The sequence below is a fragment of the Streptomyces sp. NBC_01275 genome, from assembly GCF_026340655.1.
Lineage (GTDB): Bacteria > Actinomycetota > Actinomycetes > Streptomycetales > Streptomycetaceae > Streptomyces.
Genome location: NZ_JAPEOZ010000001.1, coordinates 4,307,956 through 4,327,528 on the forward strand (window position 1 = coordinate 4,307,956; position 19,573 = coordinate 4,327,528).

General features: G+C 72.4%; 16 protein-coding genes and 1 pseudogene. 6 read left to right on the top strand and 11 right to left on the bottom strand.

The features are described 5' to 3' along the window. Positions 1 to 230: 230 nt before the first annotated feature. The 3 genes and pseudogenes from OG562_RS18800 (at position 231) to OG562_RS18810 (ending at position 3,406) form a co-directional block, all read left to right on the top strand. The gene (locus tag OG562_RS18800; protein WP_266399186.1) at positions 231 to 893 is read left to right on the top strand and encodes a bifunctional DNA primase/polymerase; all 663 of its coding nucleotides are present in this window, start codon (positions 231 to 233) and stop codon (positions 891 to 893) included. A 143-nt stretch (positions 894 to 1,036) separates the two neighbouring features. Next, positions 1,037 to 1,804, top strand: a complete 768-nt coding sequence (locus tag OG562_RS18805; protein ID WP_266399189.1) for an ABC transporter ATP-binding protein — start codon at positions 1,037 to 1,039, stop codon at positions 1,802 to 1,804. Beyond that, positions 1,801 to 3,406, top strand: a pseudogene (locus OG562_RS18810) (transporter). The gene OG562_RS18805 and the pseudogene OG562_RS18810 overlap by 4 nt, the downstream one beginning before the upstream one ends. 51 nt (positions 3,407 to 3,457) lie before the next feature. On the opposite strand, the gene OG562_RS18815 reads toward OG562_RS18810, so the two are convergent. Together OG562_RS18815 and OG562_RS18820 are read right to left on the bottom strand one after the other, a co-directional pair. Further along, on the bottom strand, positions 3,458 to 4,426 hold the full coding sequence (locus tag OG562_RS18815; RefSeq protein ID WP_266399192.1) for an alpha/beta fold hydrolase: 969 nt from the start codon (positions 4,424 to 4,426) through the stop codon (positions 3,458 to 3,460). Positions 4,427 to 5,018: 592 nt separating this feature from the next. Next, positions 5,019 to 5,711 carry a metal-dependent transcriptional regulator gene (locus tag OG562_RS18820; RefSeq protein WP_020130217.1) on the bottom strand — a complete coding sequence of 231 codons (693 nt, stop codon included), beginning with the start codon at positions 5,709 to 5,711 and terminating at the stop codon, positions 5,019 to 5,021. A 421-nt stretch (positions 5,712 to 6,132) separates the two neighbouring features. Here OG562_RS18820 and OG562_RS18825 point away from each other — a divergent pair, with 421 nt between their 5' ends. Further along, entirely contained in the window at positions 6,133 to 6,888 is a 756-nt protein-coding gene (locus OG562_RS18825) for an SIS domain-containing protein (RefSeq protein ID WP_266399199.1), read from the top strand. A 49-nt stretch (positions 6,889 to 6,937) separates the two neighbouring features. Here OG562_RS18825 and OG562_RS18830 read toward each other — a convergent pair whose 3' ends face one another. Together OG562_RS18830 and OG562_RS18835 are read right to left on the bottom strand one after the other, a co-directional pair. Next, positions 6,938 to 8,443 carry a PAS domain-containing protein gene (locus OG562_RS18830; RefSeq protein WP_266399201.1) on the bottom strand — a complete coding sequence of 502 codons (1,506 nt, stop codon included), beginning with the start codon at positions 8,441 to 8,443 and terminating at the stop codon, positions 6,938 to 6,940. A 103-nt stretch (positions 8,444 to 8,546) separates the two neighbouring features. Continuing rightward, on the bottom strand, positions 8,547 to 9,008 hold the full coding sequence (locus OG562_RS18835) for a GNAT family N-acetyltransferase (protein ID WP_266399203.1): 462 nt from the start codon (positions 9,006 to 9,008) through the stop codon (positions 8,547 to 8,549). A gap of 595 nt (positions 9,009 to 9,603) precedes the next feature. Between OG562_RS18835 and OG562_RS18840 the strand changes: the two genes are divergently transcribed. Further along, entirely contained in the window at positions 9,604 to 10,626 is a 1,023-nt protein-coding gene (locus tag OG562_RS18840; protein ID WP_266399205.1) for an isopenicillin N synthase family oxygenase, read from the top strand. Positions 10,627 to 10,715: 89 nt separating this feature from the next. Here the strand turns inward: OG562_RS18840 and OG562_RS18845 are convergent, their stop codons facing one another. After that, positions 10,716 to 11,816, bottom strand: a complete 1,101-nt coding sequence (locus tag OG562_RS18845) for a citrate synthase 2 (RefSeq protein WP_266399207.1) — start codon at positions 11,814 to 11,816, stop codon at positions 10,716 to 10,718. Between the two features lie 257 nt (positions 11,817 to 12,073). Here OG562_RS18845 and pdxH point away from each other — a divergent pair, with 257 nt between their 5' ends. Then, a complete protein-coding gene (gene pdxH / locus OG562_RS18850; protein ID WP_266399210.1) occupies positions 12,074 to 12,754 on the top strand; it encodes a pyridoxamine 5'-phosphate oxidase in 681 nt (226 codons plus the stop codon). Positions 12,755 to 12,810: 56 nt separating this feature from the next. Here pdxH and OG562_RS18855 read toward each other — a convergent pair whose 3' ends face one another. The 6 genes from OG562_RS18855 to OG562_RS18880 all read right to left on the bottom strand — a co-directional run bounded on the left by OG562_RS18855 (position 12,811) and on the right by OG562_RS18880 (position 19,570). Further along, positions 12,811 to 13,371: a hypothetical protein gene (locus OG562_RS18855; RefSeq protein WP_266399213.1), complete on the bottom strand. Its 561-nt coding sequence runs from the start codon at positions 13,369 to 13,371 to the stop codon at positions 12,811 to 12,813. 148 nt (positions 13,372 to 13,519) lie between these two features. Then, positions 13,520 to 14,134, bottom strand: coding sequence for a TetR/AcrR family transcriptional regulator (locus OG562_RS18860; RefSeq protein ID WP_266399216.1), 615 nt, complete (start codon positions 14,132 to 14,134; stop codon positions 13,520 to 13,522). Beyond that, the gene (locus tag OG562_RS18865; RefSeq protein WP_266399219.1) at positions 14,122 to 14,886 is read right to left on the bottom strand and encodes an enoyl-CoA hydratase family protein; all 765 of its coding nucleotides are present in this window, start codon (positions 14,884 to 14,886) and stop codon (positions 14,122 to 14,124) included. The genes OG562_RS18860 and OG562_RS18865 overlap by 13 nt, the downstream gene beginning before the upstream one ends. Further along, entirely contained in the window at positions 14,883 to 16,463 is a 1,581-nt protein-coding gene (locus tag OG562_RS18870; RefSeq protein ID WP_266399222.1) for a 4-coumarate--CoA ligase family protein, read from the bottom strand. The genes OG562_RS18865 and OG562_RS18870 overlap by 4 nt, the downstream gene beginning before the upstream one ends. Positions 16,464 to 16,483: 20 nt before the next feature. After that, positions 16,484 to 17,638 carry an acyl-CoA dehydrogenase family protein gene (locus OG562_RS18875; RefSeq protein WP_266399225.1) on the bottom strand — a complete coding sequence of 385 codons (1,155 nt, stop codon included), beginning with the start codon at positions 17,636 to 17,638 and terminating at the stop codon, positions 16,484 to 16,486. An 81-nt stretch (positions 17,639 to 17,719) separates the two neighbouring features. Continuing rightward, the gene (locus tag OG562_RS18880; RefSeq protein WP_266399227.1) at positions 17,720 to 19,570 is read right to left on the bottom strand and encodes a biotin carboxylase N-terminal domain-containing protein; all 1,851 of its coding nucleotides are present in this window, start codon (positions 19,568 to 19,570) and stop codon (positions 17,720 to 17,722) included. Positions 19,571 to 19,573: the final 3 nt, after the last annotated feature.

Below are 19,573 nucleotides of genomic sequence, written 5' to 3' on the forward strand. Positions count from 1 at the left end.
TCCGGCCGAGAAGATCGATGCCCCGCAGGCATGACGAAAATGCGAGGCATGTGAGGATTGCCGAGGATTGCCGGGTTACAGGCGGAAGTCGCCCCCCGTGAGTGACTACCCGCTCCCGCGCCCGTTCCTCCCACGCGCCCCCATCCGTGCACCTATGCGCCCCGGACGCGGAATCGATGCTCCTCCCCCGCGCATATGGGCGGGCGTAACCCCTGGTGACCGCTAGAGTTGTGCTCATCGTGGAAGAGACCATCGCGGGCGCCGACGCCACTCAAATCCCGAAGCAGCGCGGGGAATCGCTGCTCGAGACCGCTGTTCGCTACGCCGAGGAACGTCATTGGGACGTGTTCCCCGGCACCTGGCTGGACACCGTCGACGGAGTGCAGCGCTGCTCGTGCGGCGACGCGGCGTGCGACGCGCCGGGCGCGCACCCTGCCCGCCCCGACTGGGCGACGCAGGCCACCGGGAGCGCGACCGTGGCCCGGCGGATGTGGCAGAAGCAGCCGACCGCTTCGATCCTGCTGCCGACGGGGCGTACGTTCGACGCGGTGTCCGTTCCGGAGTCGGCCGGGTTCCTGGCGTTGGCCCGGATGGAACGCATGGAGTTGACGCTCGGTCCGGTGACGTTGACGCCGGACCGGCGGATGCAGTTCTTCGTGCTGCCGGGGGCGTCGGCGAAGGTGCCGGACCTGGTGCGCAAGCTCGGCTGGTCGCTGGGGGCGCTCGATCTCGTGACCTTGGGCGAGGGGTCGTATGTGGCTGCGCCGCCTACGCGGTTCGGGTCACGGGGGGCCGTGCAGTGGGCCTGTCGGCCTACTGCGGCCAATCGGTGGCTGCCGGACGCCGAGGAGTTGATCTCTCCGTTGGCTTATGCGTGCGGCAGGGATCGTTAACGGCGCGCCTTTTCGTCTGCGTGGTTGGTCGTTCGTCGGCGGGTACGGGTTGTTTGTGGTTGCTCGCGCTCACGCGGCGGAGCCGCATATCGATACAGCCGCGCGCCCCTTTGCGGCGCGCTCACTCGCCGTAGGGTTCATCCATGACGTCCGTGCGTGTGCGAGATCTGTGGAAGCGGTTCGGGCAGCAGGTCGCCGTTGCTGGGATCGATCTTGATCTGCCCTCGGGGAAGTTCATCGGGCTCGTGGGGCCGAACGGGGCGGGGAAGACCACCACTCTCTCGATGGTGACCGGGCTGCTGCGGCCCGATCACGGGAGTGTGGAGGTCGTCGGGCGGGACGTGTGGCGGGATCCCGTCGAGGTGAAGGCGCGGATCGGGGTGCTGCCGGAGGGGCTCCGGCTGTTCGAGCGGCTGTCGGGGCGTGAACTGCTCGGATACAGCGGGCGGTTGCGCGGACTGCCCGGAGCCGAGGTCGACAAACGGGCCGCACAGCTTCTCGACGTCCTCGATCTGGCCGGCGCCCAGCACAAGCTCGTCGTCGACTACTCGACCGGCATGCGCAAGAAGATCGGGCTCGCGGCCGCGCTGCTGCACAACCCCGAGGTGCTCTTCCTCGACGAACCCTTCGAAGGGGTCGACCCGGTGTCCGCGCAGATCATCCGCGGGGTGCTGGAGCGGTACACGGCGTCGGGGGCGACGGTCGTCTTCTCGTCCCATGTCATGGAGCTCGTCGAGTCGTTGTGCGACTGGGTCGCCGTGATGGCGGCGGGCCGCATCCGGGCCCACGGGACGCTGGAGGAGGTGCGCGGGTCCGCGCCCTCGCTGCAGCAGGCCTTCCTGGAGCTGGTCGGGGCGCAGGGCCGGGACACCGGGGCCGAGCTGGACTGGCTGGGCGGCGGGGCCCGATGAGCGGCGCCACGACCGCGTCGATCACCCCCGTCGTCGTACGGCTGAAGTTGTCGTTGTTGCGCAACGGGTTGCGGCAGTCGGGTGGTCGGCAGGCGGCGTACATCGTCTCCGCCGTCGTCACGCTGCTGTTCGCGTCGCTGCAGCTGATCGGGCTGATCGCGCTGCGGGGGCATGAGCACGCGGCGTCGCTGGTGGTGCTGCTGGTCGCGGTGCTGGGGCTGGGGTGGGGGGTGATGCCGCTGTTCTTCCCCAGCGGCGACGAGACCCTGGACCCGACCCGGCTGGTGATGCTTCCGCTGCGGCCCCGGCCGCTGGTGCGGGCGCTGCTGGCGGCCTCGCTGGTGGGCATCGGGCCGCTGTTCACGGTGCTGATGCTGGTGGGTTCGGTGATCGCGGTGGCGCACGGGGCGGCCGCGTACGGCGTGGCGGTGCTCGGCGTCGTGCTCGCGCTGCTCGTCTGCGTGGCGTTCGCGCGGGCCGTCGCCGCCGCCAACATCCGGCTGCTGAGCAGCCGCAAGGGCCGCGATCTCGCCGTGCTCAGCGGGCTGGTCATCGCCGTCGGGGTGCAGGTCGTCAACTTCGGGGCGCAGCGGCTCGGGACGTCCGGCCTCGGGCAGCTCGATCCGGTGGCCGACGTGGTGCGCTGGCTGCCGCCCGCCTCCGCGATCGGCGCGGTCGACTCGGCGAGCGAGGGGTCGTACGGCGTCGCCGTCGCGCAGCTGCTGATCAGTGCGGGCGCACTGGTGCTGCTGGTGGGGGTGTGGGCGCGCAGCCTGACCCGGCTGATGATCTCGCCGGACGGCTCCACCCTCCAGGCCGCCGAGCCGGCCGCCCGGGACCGGCGGACCTCGGCCGGGCTACGACGGCTGCTGCCTGGCGGGCGCACCGGCGCCGTGATGGAACGCAGCCTGCGCTACGTCTGGCGCGACCCGAAGACGAAGGCGGCCTGGGTGACGTCCCTCGCCATCGGATTCATCGTGCCGGTCTTCAACGCGTTGCAGGGCACCGGCACGATCTACTTCGCCTGCTTCGCCGCCGGGATGCTCGGCATCCAGATGTACAACCAGTTCGGGCAGGACACCTCCGCGTTCTGGATGGTCGCGCTGACCATCTCCTCGCCCCGGGACGCCTACGTCGAGCTGCGCGCGCGTGCACTGGCACTGCTGGTGATCACCGTGCCGTACGCGATGCTGGTGACCGTGGTGACGACCGCGCTGCTGGGCGACTGGCCGAAGCTGCCCGAGGCGCTCGGGCTGTCCCTGGCGCTGCTCGGCGCGATGCTGGCGACCGGTGCGTGGACGTCGGCGCGCTTCCCGTACTCGATCCCGCAGGAGGGCTACAAGAACGTCGCCCCCGGGCAGGCCGGGCTGGCCTGGATCGCGATCTTCGGCGGGATGGTCTCGGCGGCCCTGCTGTGCGCGCCCGTCATCGCGGTGACGATCTGGCTGAACGTCAGCGCGGCCGGTGAGGCGTGGACGTGGCTGCTGTTGCCGGGGGGGCGCGGTGTACGGCGCGGGCATCACCCTGCTGGGACTGCGGCTGGCGGCGCCCAGGACGGCGGAGCGCCTGCCGGAGATCCTGGCGGCGGTGAGCAAGGGCTGACCCCGGAGGGGTACGCGGATGAGCGGGCGCGGGCGGGTGCCCGGTCCCGGCTCACACCGTGAGCACCCCGTCGAGGAACGGCTCGATCGCCGCCCGCCACGCCTCCGGCTGGTCGTAGTGGACGAGGTGACCGGCGTCGGCCACCTCCGCGTACTCGCCGAGAGGCAGCACACGGACCATCTCCTGCGCCTCCGCGCGGCCGAGCTCGCCGTCGAGCCCGCGGACGACCAGGGCGGGGCACTGGACCTGGGTGAGCTCCTCCCAGTGCGCGTCGTACACCCAGGTCTCGCGGGACTTCAGCATCTGCTCGGGCTCGAAGACGGGCCGCCAGCCGTCGGGGGACTCGTGCATCACCTCGGCGTAGAACTCGCCCCGGGACGGGTTGGGGCGCTCCACCCAGGGGTCGTCCTCGCCGAACCACTTGCGGACGTCGGCGAGGGTGGCGAAGGGGACGGGCCAGGACTTGAACCAGTCGCCCCACTCGCGCTGCGAGGCCGCACCGAGTGCGGAGGCCCGCATGTCGCAGATGATCACTCCGCGCACCAGGTCGGGGCGTTTCGCGGCGAGCTGCCAGGCGGTCAGTGCGCCCATGGCGTGGCCGATGAGGACGGTCGGGGCGAGGCCGAGCTGTTCCAGGGCGGCCTCCGCGTCCTCGACGTAGGCCTCGCGGGTGAAGGCGGCCTCGCCTTCCGAGGGCTTCTCGCTCTGGCCGTGGCCTCGCTGGTCGAGGGCGACCGCGCGGTGCCGCTCGGAGAGCCAGCGGGCGGTGGACGCCCAGTGCGAGGCCCGGCCCATCAGACCGTGCAGTAACAGGACGCCCGGCCGGTTCTCAGCGTCGGCGGCGACCGCGTCCGGGAGCGGCCTCTCCACGAGGCGCGCGAGCTGCGCCGGATGCGCGGACTGCGCCGGGATCACGGCCGCCGGCCCGCCGTGCGCCGGGTCGCCCTTGGGCGGGTCCCCGAACTCCCAGGCCGCCAGCCGTACGCCGCCCGCTCCGGTCACGTCGATGCGTCGCGCCATAGGCCCTGGCACCCCCCTACCCGTCGTACCGCTGTGCTGCCGCCGTCGTCGTGCTGCCTTCGATCACTCGTAGGCTTCCGAATCACTCGCAGGCTATCGAATGCCCTTTCGAGAAATGCACTCTCCGCGTACAACACCCCTCGTTCGAGTGACCTCGCTCAAGGAATGATCGCCGCTGCCGAGGGGAGATCTTCAACGGGAGGCGGACCGCTCGGGGAAACCGGTCCGAGGGGAACGACCCTGAGAGCTCGGGGCTCCGGGTCGAAACAGGGGAGGACAGGCCCCGGCGCCAGACGGCGCCGGGGCCCTTCACTGCTCCGCGGCACATCATCCCCGCCCCCCTCAGGTCATATGCCTCACGCGACAGCCTGGCACGGGAAGCGTCGGAGCGCTGCGATTCGACACAGGGAATCTCCGATTCGACGAGATCGACCGGACGTCACAACTGCCCCATGAACCCCAGGAGTTGAACAATGCTCAGCCTTGGCACACGGCTCGACGCGCGGCCCGACGCACAGCCCGGCGCACGACTCGACGCACGGCCCAGCGCCCAGCGCCCAGCGCCCAGCGCCCAGCGCCCAGCGCCTAGCGCCTAGCGCTTCGCGACGAACACGTGGGACGCGACGTCCGACTCCAGCTCGGCCGCCTCGCCGCCGCTGCCGACCAGCACCCCGCCGGCCGACTCCGTCACGCTCACCACCGAACCGGGCTGCACACCCGCCCGGCGCAGCGTGTACATCAGCTGCGCGTCCGTCTGGATCGGCTCGCCGATACGGCGTACGACGACCGTCTTGCCCTCCAGGCCCGGGTCGAGGTCGGCCAACGAGACCATGCCCTCGTCCAGGAACGGGTCGGCGCCGTCCTTCTCGCCCAGCTCCTCCAGGCCCGGGATCGGGTTGCCGTAGGGGGACTCGGTGGGGTGGCGCAGCAGCTCGAGCACGCGGCGCTCGACCGCCTCGCTCATCACGTGCTCCCAGCGACACGCCTCGGCGTGGACCTGCTCCCACTCCAGGCCGATCACGTCGACCAGGAGGCACTCGGCGAGCCGGTGCTTGCGCATCACGCGCGTGGCCAGCCGACGGCCCTCGTCGGTCAGCTCCAGGTGCCGGTCGCTGGCCACGGAGACCAGGCCGTCGCGCTCCATGCGCGCCACCGTCTGGCTGACCGTCGGCCCGCTCTGGTCGAGCCGCTCGGCGATCCGGGCGCGCATGGGGACCACACCTTCCTCCTCCAGCTCGAGGATGGTGCGGAGATACATCTCCGTGGTGTCGATCAGTCCGGACATTCATGCCCCTCGATTAGCTCTGCCGAAGACTCGACGGCGCTTCGGCGCGTGCGCTGGCCCTGGACTCAATTCTGCCGGATACCACTGCCAAGCGTGCCGCGCCGTTGAAACGAGGCGGTTACATCAGGGGTCGGGGCACCGGAACGGGGTGGGGTGTGGGTGCCGCGTCGGCGGGGCGGGGGTACGGGTGCCGGTGGGGTGTGGGTACGGGCGTCGGTACGGGCCCAGTGGGCCGTCGGTACGGGCGCCGGTGGGGCGTCGGCCGTATTGACAGGGCGTTGGTCCAGACCGCACGGTGATCCGCGACATGGACACCGGAGACGAACACCGGACACCGCCGACCGCAGACCGCAGACCGCAGACCGCAGACCGCACACCGCACACCGGCACGACCACCGGACACGGCGAAGGGGCCCCTCGGATGAGCGACCGCAAGCTCGGCGACCAGTTCTTCGACGCCGCGATCACCCTGCTGCAACGGGTCCGCGACGAGGAGTCCGAGGCCGTGGAGGCCGCCGGCGCTCTGCTCGCCGACACCGTGGCCGCCGGCGGACGGCTCTTCGCCTTCGGGGCCGGCCACTCCTCCCTCGCCGCCCAGGACGTCGTCTACCGCGCGGGCGGCCTCGCCCTGATGAACCTCCTCGCGGTGCCGGGCGTGGTCGGCGTCGACGTCGTGCCCGCCACCCTCGGCTCCGCCCTGGAGCGCGTCGACGGCCTCGCGGGCGCCGTCCTGGACACCTCGCCGGTCCGCGCGGGCGACGCCCTCGTGATCGTCTCGCTGTCCGGCCGCAACGCGCTGCCCGTGGAGATGGCCCTGAACGCCCGCGCCCTGGGCCTGAAGGTCATCGGCGTGACCTCGGTGGCGTACGCCTCGGAGACGACGTCACGGCACGCCTCGGGCGCCTTCCTGAAGGACCACTGCGACGTCGTCGTGGACTCGAAGATCGCGGTCGGCGACGCCGAGCTCACCCTCGACACCGTCCCGGCGCCCTTCGCCCCCGCCTCCACCGTCGTCACCTCGGCCCTGCTCCAGGCCGTCATGGCCACCGCGGCCGGCGTCCTCGCCGAACGGGGCATCGAGCCCCCGCTCCTGCGCTCCGGCAACGTCGACGGCGGCCACGAGTGGAACCGACGGATCATGGAGGAGTACCGGGAGCGGATCTTCTACCGCCGCTGAGGGGACACCGGCGAGCGGCTGCGGCCGCGCGTATGCCCTTCCGCGCGCGTCAGGCGCCGTCGCCGCGGCCGGCCCGGTCGACCAGGCCGGTCAGGTCGGCCAGGTCGAGGGCGGCCGCGATCCGGACGGCGACGTCCTCGGCGTAGATCGCGTCGGACCGTTCGAAGGGGCTGCGGCCGCTGCCGCGCAGGAACGTCACGACGCCCAGGGTGCGACCGCGGCTGCGCAGCACCGCGCACAGCGCGTGCACGGTGTCCTCGGGCCACAGGCGGGCCCGCGCCCACTCCCGTGCCACGTCGGCCTCCACCGTGCCGGCGGCGGCCCGCACGGAACCGGCCCGCGCCACGCACTGCAGCGCCGGATGCCCCTCGCCGTAGCGGAGGGGGACGCCGGCGTGGCCGGTGAGCTCGCTGGGGCCCGGCCCGCCCGAGGGCGTGGCGGCGACCCGGACCAGCCGCAGCGGGCCGTTCGTCACCGCCGCCGTCGTCGTCGCCGCCCTCATCGGCGTCTCGCCGTCGGTCGTGGCGCCGCCCGCCACGCGGTCGACGAGGGCGTGGTCGGCGAATCCGGCGAGCGCGAAGTCGAGGTGGACGGTGGCCGCCTCGGCCGGGTCCTCGCACTCGACGGCGGCGCGGGCGGCCCGGTGCAGCTGGTTGGTGCGGAAGCGCAGCAGGGACGCCTCCTGCTCGCCCTGCTTGGCCTCGGTGACGTCCTGGAAGAGCCAGCCGACCCCGAGCGGCACCGGCTCCTCCGCGAGCGGCGAGGCCAGCCTCAGGAAGCCGCTGCGCCAACAGCGCCGCCGCTCGCCCTCCGGGGTGCGCACCCCGACCCACAGCTCGGCGGGGGCGGGCGGAGCGCCCTCGGCGAGGACGTGCGTCAGCGCGTTCTCCAGCTCCTCCACGCCCCGGGTGAGCAGATCGCCCAGCGGGCGGCCCAGCACGGCCGTACGGCCCGTGCCGAGCGCGCGGGCGGCGTGCGCGTTGACGACGGCGGGGCGCAGGTCGGCGTCGACCAGGACGACGCCCCAGGAGGCGTCGTCGAACAGGGCCTCGCTGAGCGCGATGGAACGCTCCAGGTCGATCTGGGCGTGCACCTCGCTGAAGGCGCAGTACAGCCCGGCGGGCTTGCCGTCGGGGCCGGGGACGGCGGCGGACTGGGTGCGCACGAGGACGCGGCCGCCGTCCTTCGTCAGCAGCGCGAACTCGTGGACCTGGCGGCCGGCCGCGTGCATGGCCGACATCAGCCGGCTCTCGACCTCCTCGGCGTCCGCCTCGCGCACGGCCCAGCCGGCGAAGCCGTGCCGGCCGACGGCCTCGGCGGCGCTCCAGCCGAGGATGCGCTCGGCCTCGCGGTTCCAGTGGGTGACGACGCCGTCGGCGTCGAAGGCGCACAGAGCCGCGTCCATGCCGTCGAGCAGCGCGGCGAGCAGGTCGGAGCCGGCCGGGCCGCCCGGTCCCGCCGGGGGCTCCAGGCCGTCGTCTCCCGACCGACCGGGCTGCTCGGGCTCGTCCGGCCCCAGCTCGTCGGTGGTCCCACTACGCCGGGAAGCACTCACCTGGACCCCCTGCAGGTTCGCTCACTTGCCCTCATTCAACTCGAACGTGACGCAGCCCACATATGGTTCCCGCAAGATTGCAGGGGAATCGTTGTACGACCCCCTATTCCCACCCGGGTACCACCCGCAGATCGATCCACTCCTCACTCCGCCCATCCAGGACATACCGCTCGACCTCGACGAACCCCCGCCCCCGCGCGAACAGCAGCCCCTCCTCGTTGACGCCCAGCACACACGTCTCGACCGCCCGCGCCCCGAGCACGCGCGCGTGAGCGAGCCCGTCGTCGTACAGGGCGCTCCCATGGCCGCGCCTCCGATATGCGGGCAGCACGCGCGCGATGACGGTCGCCACCGCCCCCTCCCCCTCCGGCGGCCGCACGGTCGAACACCCGACGAGCACACCCCCGACATACGCGTTCACCAGCCGATACCTCCCGGCCCGCTCCCGCACCTCGTCAAGGGCCAGCGCGGCGGGCGGCACGATCGTGTTGTGGACGTGCCGCCACTGCTCGAGCCTGGCCTCGTCTGCATCCGGCCCCACGGCTTCGATACGAAGATCAGTCACGCCAGCAGAGAACCGCGCCCTCACGCGCGCGTCAACGCGTTTGCGGGACAGCCGGGCCGCGTCAGGCGCAGAAAAAGAGCTTGAGCGATCGGAGATGCCTTCTTAGGGTGTGCGTACCGAGGGAAAGGAGGTGGTTCGGAGCATGTATGCACACCGGACGTCGGAGGTGGCTGCGGGCTAGTGGCCCGTCGCCCACTCAGTGCGGTGCCGGACCAGCGTGTGTGTGAGGCACGCAGCCGGCCAATCCAACGCAGTCACCCGACCCGCGAGTCGCCGGTACGTCCGGCCGGCCCCTCCTCAGGGGGGACCAGACTCGCGGGTCGCCTGCGTTGTCGGAGAGTCTGCGGTGCGTGACCCGCGCCACGTACGGATCTTTCGGCAGGCAGTACTCTGGGGAACATGCTTTCGCTCGTTCGACGCCGCCACGTGGACTACGTCCGCGTCACGAGCATGGGCTGTCGACGCTCCATCTGAGCCCGTCCAGCCCCCTTCGCGGTTCACCGCCGCTTGCGTTCCCCTCTTCCCCGCCCGCTTGGCACCCGCGCGCCGTCCCACCGACGGCGGTCGCGGACCCCGTACACCCTACGGACGCACCATGACGAACCCGAACCCGTCCTACCAGCAACTGCCGATCATCGATCTCTCCGCCGCCGATCGCGGGCCTCAGGCTCGGGCGCTGCTGCATGCGCAGTTGCACAGTGCCGCGCATGACGTGGGGTTCTTCCAGTTGGTGGGGCATGGAGTGAGCGCCGAGGAGACCGGGAAGCTGCTGTCCGCCATGCGGGCCTTCTTCGCTCTGCCGGAGGCCGCGCGGCTCGCGATCGACAATGTGAACTCGCCGCACTTCCGGGGGTACACGCGGACCGGTGACGAGCGGACCGGGGGGCGGCGGGACTGGCGGGATCAGCTCGACATCGGGGCGGAGCGGCCGGCACGGACACCGGGGGCGGGCGAGCCCGCCTACTGGTGGCTGGAGGGGCCGAACCAGTGGCCCGACGGGCTTCCCGAGCTGCGGGTCGCCGCGCTCGCGTGGATCGAGCGGCTCAGTGCCGTCGCCGAGCGGCTGCTGCACGAGCTGCTGGCCTCGATCGGCGCGCCCGTCGACTTCTACGACCAGGCCTTCGGGGAGCGGGCGCATCCGCATCTGAAGCTGGTGCGGTATCCGGGGAGCGCGGGGGACGGGGACGGTCAGGGGGTGGGGGCCCACAAGGACTACGGGTTCCTGACGCTGCTGCTCCAGGACCAGGTCGGCGGGCTTCAGGTGCAGCGGGAGGACGGGCTGTTCCATGACGTCCCGCCGCTGCCGGGGGCCTTCGTCGTGAACCTCGGTGAGCTGTTGGAGGTGGCGACGAACGGGTACCTCGTCGCCACCAACCACCGGGTCGTGTCGCCGCCGAGCGCCGTCGAGCGGTTCTCGGTGCCGTTCTTCTACAACCCGCGGCTGGACGCGCGCGTGGAGCCGCTGCCCTTCCCGCACGCCTCCACCGCCCCGGGCGTCACCGACGACCCGGCCAACCCGCTCTTCGCGGAGTACGGCTTCAACGAGCTGAAGGGCAAGCTGCGGGCCCATCCGCTGGTGGCCGAGCGGCATCACGCGGAGCTGCTCAGCCCCGCGTGACGCCGTGCGTCGCCGTGCGTGATGCCCTGCGTGACGCCGTGCGTGATGCCCTGCGTGAGCCGACGCCGACGCCGACGCCGAGCTGCCGCTCAGTCCGCGATGTCGCCGTACCCCTCGATCTCGTGCGGGTCGCGTGAGCCGGGGCCGATGTAGCGGGCGGACGGGCGGACCAGGCGGCCGGTGCGCTTCTGCTCCAGGATGTGCGCCGACCAGCCGGCCGTGCGGGCGCAGCTGAACATCGAGGTGAACATGTGCGCCGGGACCTCCGCGAAGTCCAGGACGATGGCCGCCCAGAACTCGACGTTCGTCGCCAGGACCCGGTCGGGGCGGCGGGCGTGGAGCTCCGCCAGGGCGGCCTTCTCCAGGGCCTCGGCGATCTCGAAGCGGGGCGCGCCCAGTTCGCGGGCGGTACGGCGCAGCACGCGCGCGCGGGGGTCCTCGGCGCGGTAGACGCGGTGGCCGAAGCCCATGAGGCGCTCGCCCTTGTCGAGGGCCTGCCTGACGTAGGCCTCGGCGTCCCCGGTGCGCTCGATCTCCTCGATCATACCGAGGACGCGGGAGGGGGCGCCGCCGTGCAGCGGGCCGGACATGGCTCCTACGGCGCCGGAGAGCGCGGCGGCGACGTCCGCGCCGGTGGAGGCGATGACGCGGGCGGTGAAGGTGGAGGCGTTCATGCCGTGCTCGGCGGCGGACGTCCAGTAGGCGTCCACGGCGGCGACGTGCTTGGGGTCCGGCTCGCCCCGCCAGCGGATCATGAACCGCTCGACGACGGACTGGGCCTTGTCGATCTCGCTCTGGGGGACCATGGGCCGGCCCTGGCCGCGCGCCGACTGGGCGACGTAGGAGAGGGCCATGACGGCGGCGCGGGCGAGGTCGTCGCGGGCCTGCTCGGCGTCGATGTCGAGGAGGGGCTTGAGGCCCCAGACGGGCGCGAGCATGGCGAGCGCGGACTGGACGTCGACGCGGATGTCGCCGGAGTGGACCGGGATCGGGAACGGCTCGGCGGGCGGCAGGCCCGGATTGAAGGCGCCGTCGACGAGCAGCCCCCAGACGTTGCCGAAGGAGACATGGCCGACCAGGTCCTCGATGTCGACGCCCCGGTAGCGAAGGGCGCCGCCCTCCTTGTCCGGTTCGGCGATCTCCGTCTCGAACGCGACGACTCCCTCGAGCCCGGGTACGAAGTCGGACATCAGGCGGCTCCTCGTGATGTGTACGACGGGTAGGCGACGGCTGTGCGACAGACGGCGCCGGCGGATCCACGGTCCTGCGTGAGGACTCGCGGTCCTGGGCGGTCATCCCAGTGATGCCCCGTGCGGCTGTCGGTCACCCAACCGGGATGCCTTCTGCACCATATCCCCGAGTGCCACCTTTGGGGAGTGGTCGCGGCACTCAGTGCCACCTGCCGGGCGGCGGTCTTCGGTGATCCGTCATACGGCAAGATGACGGCGTGACCGACGAAGACGCCGTCTCCCCCGGCCCCGTCCCCGACCCCGCCGCCATGCGCAAGCATTACCGGGCCGAGGGGCTCTCCGAGGCCGACCTGGCGGCCACCCCCGTGGAGCAGTTCACGCGCTGGTTCCGGCAGGCCGCGACCGAGGCCCAGCTGTTCGAGCCGAACGCCATGATCGTCTCCACCGCGGACGCCGAGGGCCGGCCCAGCTCCCGCACGGTGCTGCTGAAGCAGTTCGACGAGCAGGGCTTCGTCTTCTACACGAACTACGACTCCCGCAAGGCCCTCGACCTCGCGGAGAACCCGTACGTCTCGCTGCTCTTCCCCTGGCATCCGGTGGCCCGGCAGGTCATCGTGCGGGGCGTGGCCCGGCGTACCGGGCGCGACGAGACCGCCGCGTACTTCCGCACCCGGCCGCACGGCTCCCAGCTCGGCGCGTGGGCCAGCGCCCAGTCGTCGGTGATCGCCGCCCGCGCCGACCTCGACGCGTCCTACGCCGAGCTGGCGGCCCGCTATCCGGAGGGCGAGCAGGTGCCGGTGCCGCCGCACTGGGGCGGCTTCCGGGTGGCCCCGGAGTCGGTGGAGTTCTGGCAGGGCCGCGAGAACCGGCTGCACGACCGGCTGCAGTACGTGGCGGAGGCGGACGGGAGCTGGCGGGTGGAGCGGCTCAGTCCGTGAGAACCCCGACCGTGAGGGCGCTCAGTCCGTGAGGCGCTCGGCCCGTGAGGCTCGGCTCAGATCTTGCCCATGAGGAACGCCGTGCCGTGGCCGCCCAGGAGCTCGCCTATGCGGGCACGGAACTCCTCGCTGAACGCGGGCCAGTTCCAGAACTGGAAGCCGAGGTGGGCGAAGGCCAGCTGGTCGTCGTTCCATCTCCAGGCGGACAGGGGGACGGTCTCGGCGCAGGCGGGGCAGTCGGCGTCGGCGACGCCCGTCTCGTGCCAGCGGATGGTGGCCGTCTCGAAGATCGCCGCGAGGTCGCCCTCCAGCAGGGTGGTCGCCGCGCACCGGCCGCACGTCACCGCGGCCGGTCCGAGAGCGTCCGGGCTGTAGAAGATGTGGTGCTCGCTGTACACGGCGAGGCCTTCCGGCGCGCCCCAGCGGGCGTCGGCGACCGCCTTGTGCCAGTTCGGGCCGGGTGGATGGGCCGGCCGCTCGCTCAGGGCCCAGCCCGGCTCCGCCTCGGCGAGCACGATGCCCTCGGCCACGAGCCAGTCCACCACGCGCTCGGCGAGGCGCGGCGCGTCCTGCGGGCTCGCGTCGCGGTCGACGATCGTCTGGAACGTATCCCCCATGCCAGAACCGTAAGCCCCGCCACTGACAACGCAGCCGCTGACGACCCCGACCCTGACGACCCCGACCCTGACGACCCGGCCGCTGACGCCCCTGCCGCTGAAGGCGGGCTCAGCCCGGCGACTCAGCCGAGCGACTCAGCCCGGCGACTCAGCCCAGCGACTCGTCCAGGAGTCCCGCCCACTGCGCCACCACGCGCTCGCGTCTTACCGCGTCGTCCGTGAGGAGGTTGGCCAGGCCCAGGCCACGGGCCATGTCGAGCAGGCCCTGGACGGTCTCGCGGACGCCGGGCTCCGACTCGTCGGCGGCGAGCAGTTCCACGGCTATGCGGTGGGTCTCGCGGCCGACGCGGGCCTCCAGCTCGGTGACGCGCGGGCGTAGTTGTTCCTCGTCGGAGGCGGCGACCCACAGGTGCAGGGCGGCCCGGAACAGGGGGCCGGTGTAGAGGTCGACGAGGGCGGCCACGACCGCGCGGCGCTCGGCGGGACCTTCGGGGAACAGGGCGCGCAACGCGGTCGAGCGTTCCTCGGCGACGTACTCCACAGCCGCGGTGAACAGGTCCTCGCGGGTGGGGAAGTGGTGCTGGGCGGCCCCGCGGGAGACGCCCGCGCGCTCGGCGACGGCGGTGACCGTGGAGCCGGCCCAGCCGTGTTCGGCGAGGCAGGACACGGCGGCTTCCAGGAGGCGTTGCCGGGTGGCCCGGCTGCGGTCCTGCTTGGGGGCGCGGTCGTTCGGGGTCCGGTCGGCCGTGGTCACAACACCCATGCGGGATCCCGTCGTTCGAGGAAGGCCGTCATCCCCTCGCGGGCCTGCGGGGCGGAGAACAGTCGGGCCGAGAGCGCGGTGAGGTCGGCCGCGTCCCGGTCGAAGGCCTCCAGCACCCTAGCCGTGAGCAGGCGTTTCGTCTCGGCGAGGCCCTGCGGGGCGGACCTGCGCAGCCCGTCCAGGACAGGTGCGAGTACGGCGTCGACGTCGTCGCCCGCCGCCGTCAGCAGGCCGATCCGCGCCGCCTCGGGGGCGTCGAAGCGCTCGCCGGTGAGGTAGTAGCGGGACAGGGCGCGGGGGTCGGTGCGGGGCAGGAGGGGCAGCGAGATGACGGCGGGGGCGACCCCGATGCGCACCTCCGTGAACGCGAAGGTCGACGCGGTCGACGCAGCCGTGACGTCACAGGCGGCCAGCAGGCCCAGACCGCCGGCCCGGACGTGTCCGGCGACCCGGGCCACGACCGGCTTGGGCAGCGCCACGAGCTGCCGCAGCAGCTCCACGAAGGCGTCCGGGGCGGGCGGGTCGCGCAGGTCCGCGCCCGCGCAGAAGGTGCCGCCGGTGTGGGTGAGGACGACGGCGCGGACGTCGGTGTCCTCGGCGCAGTCGGCGAGCGCGCCGGCCAGCTGTCCGACGAGGGCGGCGGAGAGGGCGTTGCGGGCGGCGGGCGAGTCGAGGCTGAGGGTCTCGACGCCCCGCGCGCGGGTGCGGCCGATCAGTGGCCCCGTGGGCGTCACGGGCGTCACGGGCGTCATGGGCGCTCCCTCAGCTCGCGGCGCAGGATCTTGCCGGAGGCGGCGCGGGGTACGGCGTCGATGAAGGTGACCCGGCGGATCCGCTTGTAGGGGGCGACGCGCTCGGCGACGTACATCGCGATCTCACCTTCGGAGAGATCGGGGGCGGTGGACTGGCGGACCACGTGCGCGTGCGGGATCTCGTTGCCGTCGTCGTTGTACTCGCCGATGACGGCCGCGTCGGCGATGCCGGGGTGGGTGAGCAGGAGGGCCTCCAGTTCGGCGGGGGCCACCTGGAAGCCCTTGTACTTGATGAGTTCCTTGACGCGGTCGACGACGAACAGCCAGCCGCCCTCGTCGACGCGTCCGACGTCGCCGGTGTGCAGCCAGCCGTCGCCGTCGATCATGTCGGCGGTGGCCTCGGGGCGGCCCAGGTAGCCCTTCATGACCTGCGGTCCCCGGATGAGGATCTCGCCGGTCGCGCCGACGCCGAGGTCCTTGCCGGGGCCGTCGTCGGGGCCGTCGAGGGAGACGATCCGCATCTCGGTGCCGGCGATGAGCCTGCCGACCGTGCCGGGCGGGGCCTCGCGCATGGCGGCCAGGGGGACGACGTGGGTGCCGGGCGACAGTTCCGTCATGCCGTAGGCCTGGCCGACGGGCGGCAGGTTCAGGCGTCGGGAGCAGGCGGCGGCGAGGTCGGCGTCCAGGGGTGCGGCCGCACTGATGACGTACCGCAGGGACGACAGGTCGTACTGGGCGACCGCCGGATGCTTGGCGAGGGCCAGGACTATCGGCGGGGCCACGTACAGGCCGGTGATGCGGTGCTGCTGGATGGCGGCGAGGAACGTCTCCAGGTCGAAGCGGGGCAGCACGACGACGGTGGCCCCCAGCCGCAGGGGCGCGTTCATCAGGGCGGTCAGGCCGTAGATGTGGAAGAAGGGCAGGACGGCGAGGATGCGGTCGCCGGGGCCCGCGGTGACCGCCGGTTCGAGCTGGGCGAGGTTGGTGGCGATCTGGCGGTGGGTGAGCATCACGCCCTTGGGAGCGCCGGTGGTGCCGGAGGAGTACGGCAGGGCCGCCACGTCCGCTGCCGGGTCGATGTCCACCCGTGGTTCCGGGGCCGCCGAGGCGAGCATGTCGATCAGCGAGCGGTGCCCGGCCGCGCTGTCGCAGACGAAGATCTCCTCGACTCCGCCCGCGAGTTCCGCGGCCCGGCGGGCCGTCTGGAGCAGCGGTGAGACGGTGACGATCCAGCGGGCCGCCGAGTCGCCGAGCTGTTTGGCGAACTCCTCGGCCGTGGCGAGGGGGTGCACGGTCGTGACGGTGGCTCCCGCGCGCGTGGCCGCGTAGAAGGCGATCGGGAAGGCGACGGTGTTGGGGCTGTGCAGGGCGAGGACGTCGCCCTTGCGGACCCCGGCCTCGGCGAGGGCGGCGGCGACGCGCCGGTGGAAGCGGTCGAGTTGTTCGTACGTGAGCGTGGTGCCGTCCGTGCCGTCGATCAGCGCGGGCGTGTCACCGTGGTCGGCGGCCCGGCCCAGCACCGCCTCGTGGATGGGCAGGTCCACGGGCGGGACGTCTGCGTACTCGCTGCGGAACATGGTTCCTCCAAGACTGCTGCCTAGTACGACTTGGGCAGGCCCAGGGTCTGGTGGGAGACGTAGTTGAGAATCATCTCCCGGCTGACCGGGGCGATACGAGCCACCCGGGACGCCGTTATCAGCGAGGCCAGCCCGAACTCGCGCGTGAGGCCGTTGCCGCCGAGGGTGTGCACCGCCTGGTCGACCGCCTTCACACAGGCCTCCCCCGCCGCGTACTTGGCCATGTTGGCGGCCTCGCCCGCGCCCACGTCGTCCCCCGCGTCGTACAGATGGGCCGCCTTCTGCATCATCAGGCGGGCCAGTTCGAGGTCGATGTGCGCCTGGGCGAGGGGGTGGGCGATGGCCTGGTGGGCCCCGATGGGGGTCTTCCAGACGGTGCGGTCGCGGGCGTACTCGATCGCGCGGGAGAGCGCGTAGCGGCCCATGCCGATCGCGAAGGCGGCCGTCATGATCCGCTCGGGGTTCAGGCCGGCGAACAGCTGGAGGAGTCCTGCGTCCTCGTCGCCGACGAGCGCTTCGGCGGGCAGCCGTACGTCGTCCAGGACCAGCTCGAACTGCTTCTCCGCGCCGTGCAGTTCCATGTCGATCTGTCGGCGGGAGAAGCCGGGCGCGTCGCGCGGGACGATGAAGAGGCAGGGCTTGAGGCTGCCGGGGCGGCCCTCCTTGCCGGACCCGGTCTCGGTGCGGCCGACGATGAGGGTCGCGTCCGCGATGTCCACGCCGGAGACGAAGACCTTGCGGCCGGTGAGCAGCCAGTCCGCGCCGTCTTTTCGTGCCGTCGTGGTGATGCGGTGGCTGTTGGAGCCGGCGTCGGGTTCGGTGATGCCGAAGGCCATGAGGCGGGTGCCGTCCGCCAGGGCGGGGAGCCACTCCTGCTTCTGGGCTTCCGTGCCGAAGCGGGCGATCACCGTGCCGCAGATCGCCGGGCTGACGATCATCATCAGGAGGGGGTTTCCGGCTGCGCCGAGCTCTTCGAGGACGAGGGAGAGTTCGGTGATGCCGCCGCCTCCTCCGCCGTATGCCTCCGGCAGGTTGACGCCGATGTAGCCGAGCTTGGCTGCTTCCTGCCAGAGGGTCTTGGTGGGGGCGTCCGGGGTCCGGGTGTGGTGCTTGGCGAAGGACGAGACCGCTGCACGGAGTGCCGTGTGCTCTTCGGATTCGATGAGGGTGGTCAATGGTGGCTCCTTCGGGTGCGGTTTCGTTGTGGCCGGTCGCGCTCACGGGGCGGAGCCGCATATCGATGCAGCCCCGCGCCCCTAGCTGGTCTCCTGCACGACGGCCAGGAGCGTGCCCATCTCCACTTGCTGTCCTTCCGTCACCGGCAAGGCCGTCACCGTCCCCGTCACGGGCGCGGAGATGCGGTGCTGCATCTTCATCGCTTCGAGCCAGATGATCGGTTCGCCCGCCTGGACACTCGATCCGGTGATGAGTCCCTCCGCGACCTTGACGACCGTGCCGGGCATCGGGGCCAGGAGGGAGCCGGGGGCGTGCTGGGGGGCCGGGGCGGGGAAGCGGGGGAGGGCGGTGAGGGTGGTGGTGTTGACGTGGACGCGGTCGCCGTAGCGGGCGACCTCGAAGCGGCGGCGTACGCCGTCGATCTCCAGGACCACCAGGGCGGGGTCGGCGTGGACGACCTGAACGCCCTCGGCCGTCAGGCCGGACCGCCCGTAGGCGTACGTGACCTCGATCTCCTCGCCGCCCGTCGCGTACCGCTTCAGCTGGGGCTGGGACGGCAGGTTGCGCCAGCCGCCGAAGCGGGAGCCGGCGTGCGCCTGCGCCAGCGCGGCGGCCAGGGGGGCGTGCGGGTCGGCGGCCGGGACGGTCAGCTCGGGCAGGTGGCGGTCGTAGAAGCCCGTGTCCATGGCGGCCGACGTGAACTCCTCGTGCCGCAGGGAGCGGATGAGGAGGTCGCGGTTGGTGGTCGGGCCGTGGATCGTCGCCCGTTCCAGCGCGCCCGCCAGTCTGCGGATCGCCTCCGCGCGCGTGGGGGCGTGGGCGACGACCTTGGCGAGCATGGGGTCGTAGTGGACGCCGATCTCGTCGCCGTCGTCGTAGCCGGTGTCCAGGCGGACGCCGGCCGGGACGGTCAGGCGGTGGAGGGGGCCGGTCTGCGGGGTCCAGTCGGTCGCGGGGTCCTCTGCGTAGAGGCGGGCCTCCACGGCGTGGCCACGCGCGCGTGGGGGGTCGGTTTCCAGCGCGGCCCCTTCCGCGACGCGGATCTGCTCCGCCACCAGGTCGAGGCCGAAGACGGCCTCCGTGACGGGGTGTTCGACCTGGAGGCGGGTGTTCATCTCCAGGAAGTGGGCCTGGCCGCCGGCGACCAGGAACTCAACGGTTCCGACGCCGACGTACGCGACAGCGCGGGCGGCCCGTACGGCCATCTGGTGGAGGGCGTCGGTCAGTTCGGGCGGCAGGCCGGGGGCGGGGGCCTCCTCGATCACCTTCTGGTGGCGTCGCTGGAGGGAGCAGTCGCGGGTGCCGAGGGCCCAGACCGTGCCGTGGGCGTCGGCGAGGATCTGCACTTCCACATGGCGGCCGTTCTCGACGTACGGCTCGACGAACACCTCGCCGTCGCCGAAGGCGCTCGCGGCCTCGGCGCGTGCGCTCTCCAGGGCGGCGCTCAGCTCCGCCAGGCGGCGCACGATACGCATCCCGCGCCCGCCGCCGCCCGCGGCCGCCTTCACCAGCACCGGCAGATCGCTCTCGGCGACCTCGTCCAGGTCCAGGGGCGCGAGACCCATCAGCTGCTTCGCGCGCGTCTTGGACGCCATCGCCTCGATCGCCTCGGGCGGCGGGCCGATCCAGACGAGCCCCGCGTCCAGGACGGCGCGGGCGAAGTCGGCGTTCTCGGAGAGGAAGCCGTAGCCGGGGTGCACGGCGTCCACGCCGGCCGCGACGGCGGCCTTCACGATCAGGTCGGCGCGCAGGTAGGTGTCCGAGGGGGCCGACCCCGGCAGCCGTACCGCCGTGTCGGCCACGCGCGCGTGGAGGGCGTTCTCGTCGGCGTCCGAGTGCACGGCGACCGTCCGGATTCCCAACTCACCACACGTGCGGAAGACACGGCAGGCGATCTCGCCGCGGTTCGCCACCAGAACAGACGTAATCATGGG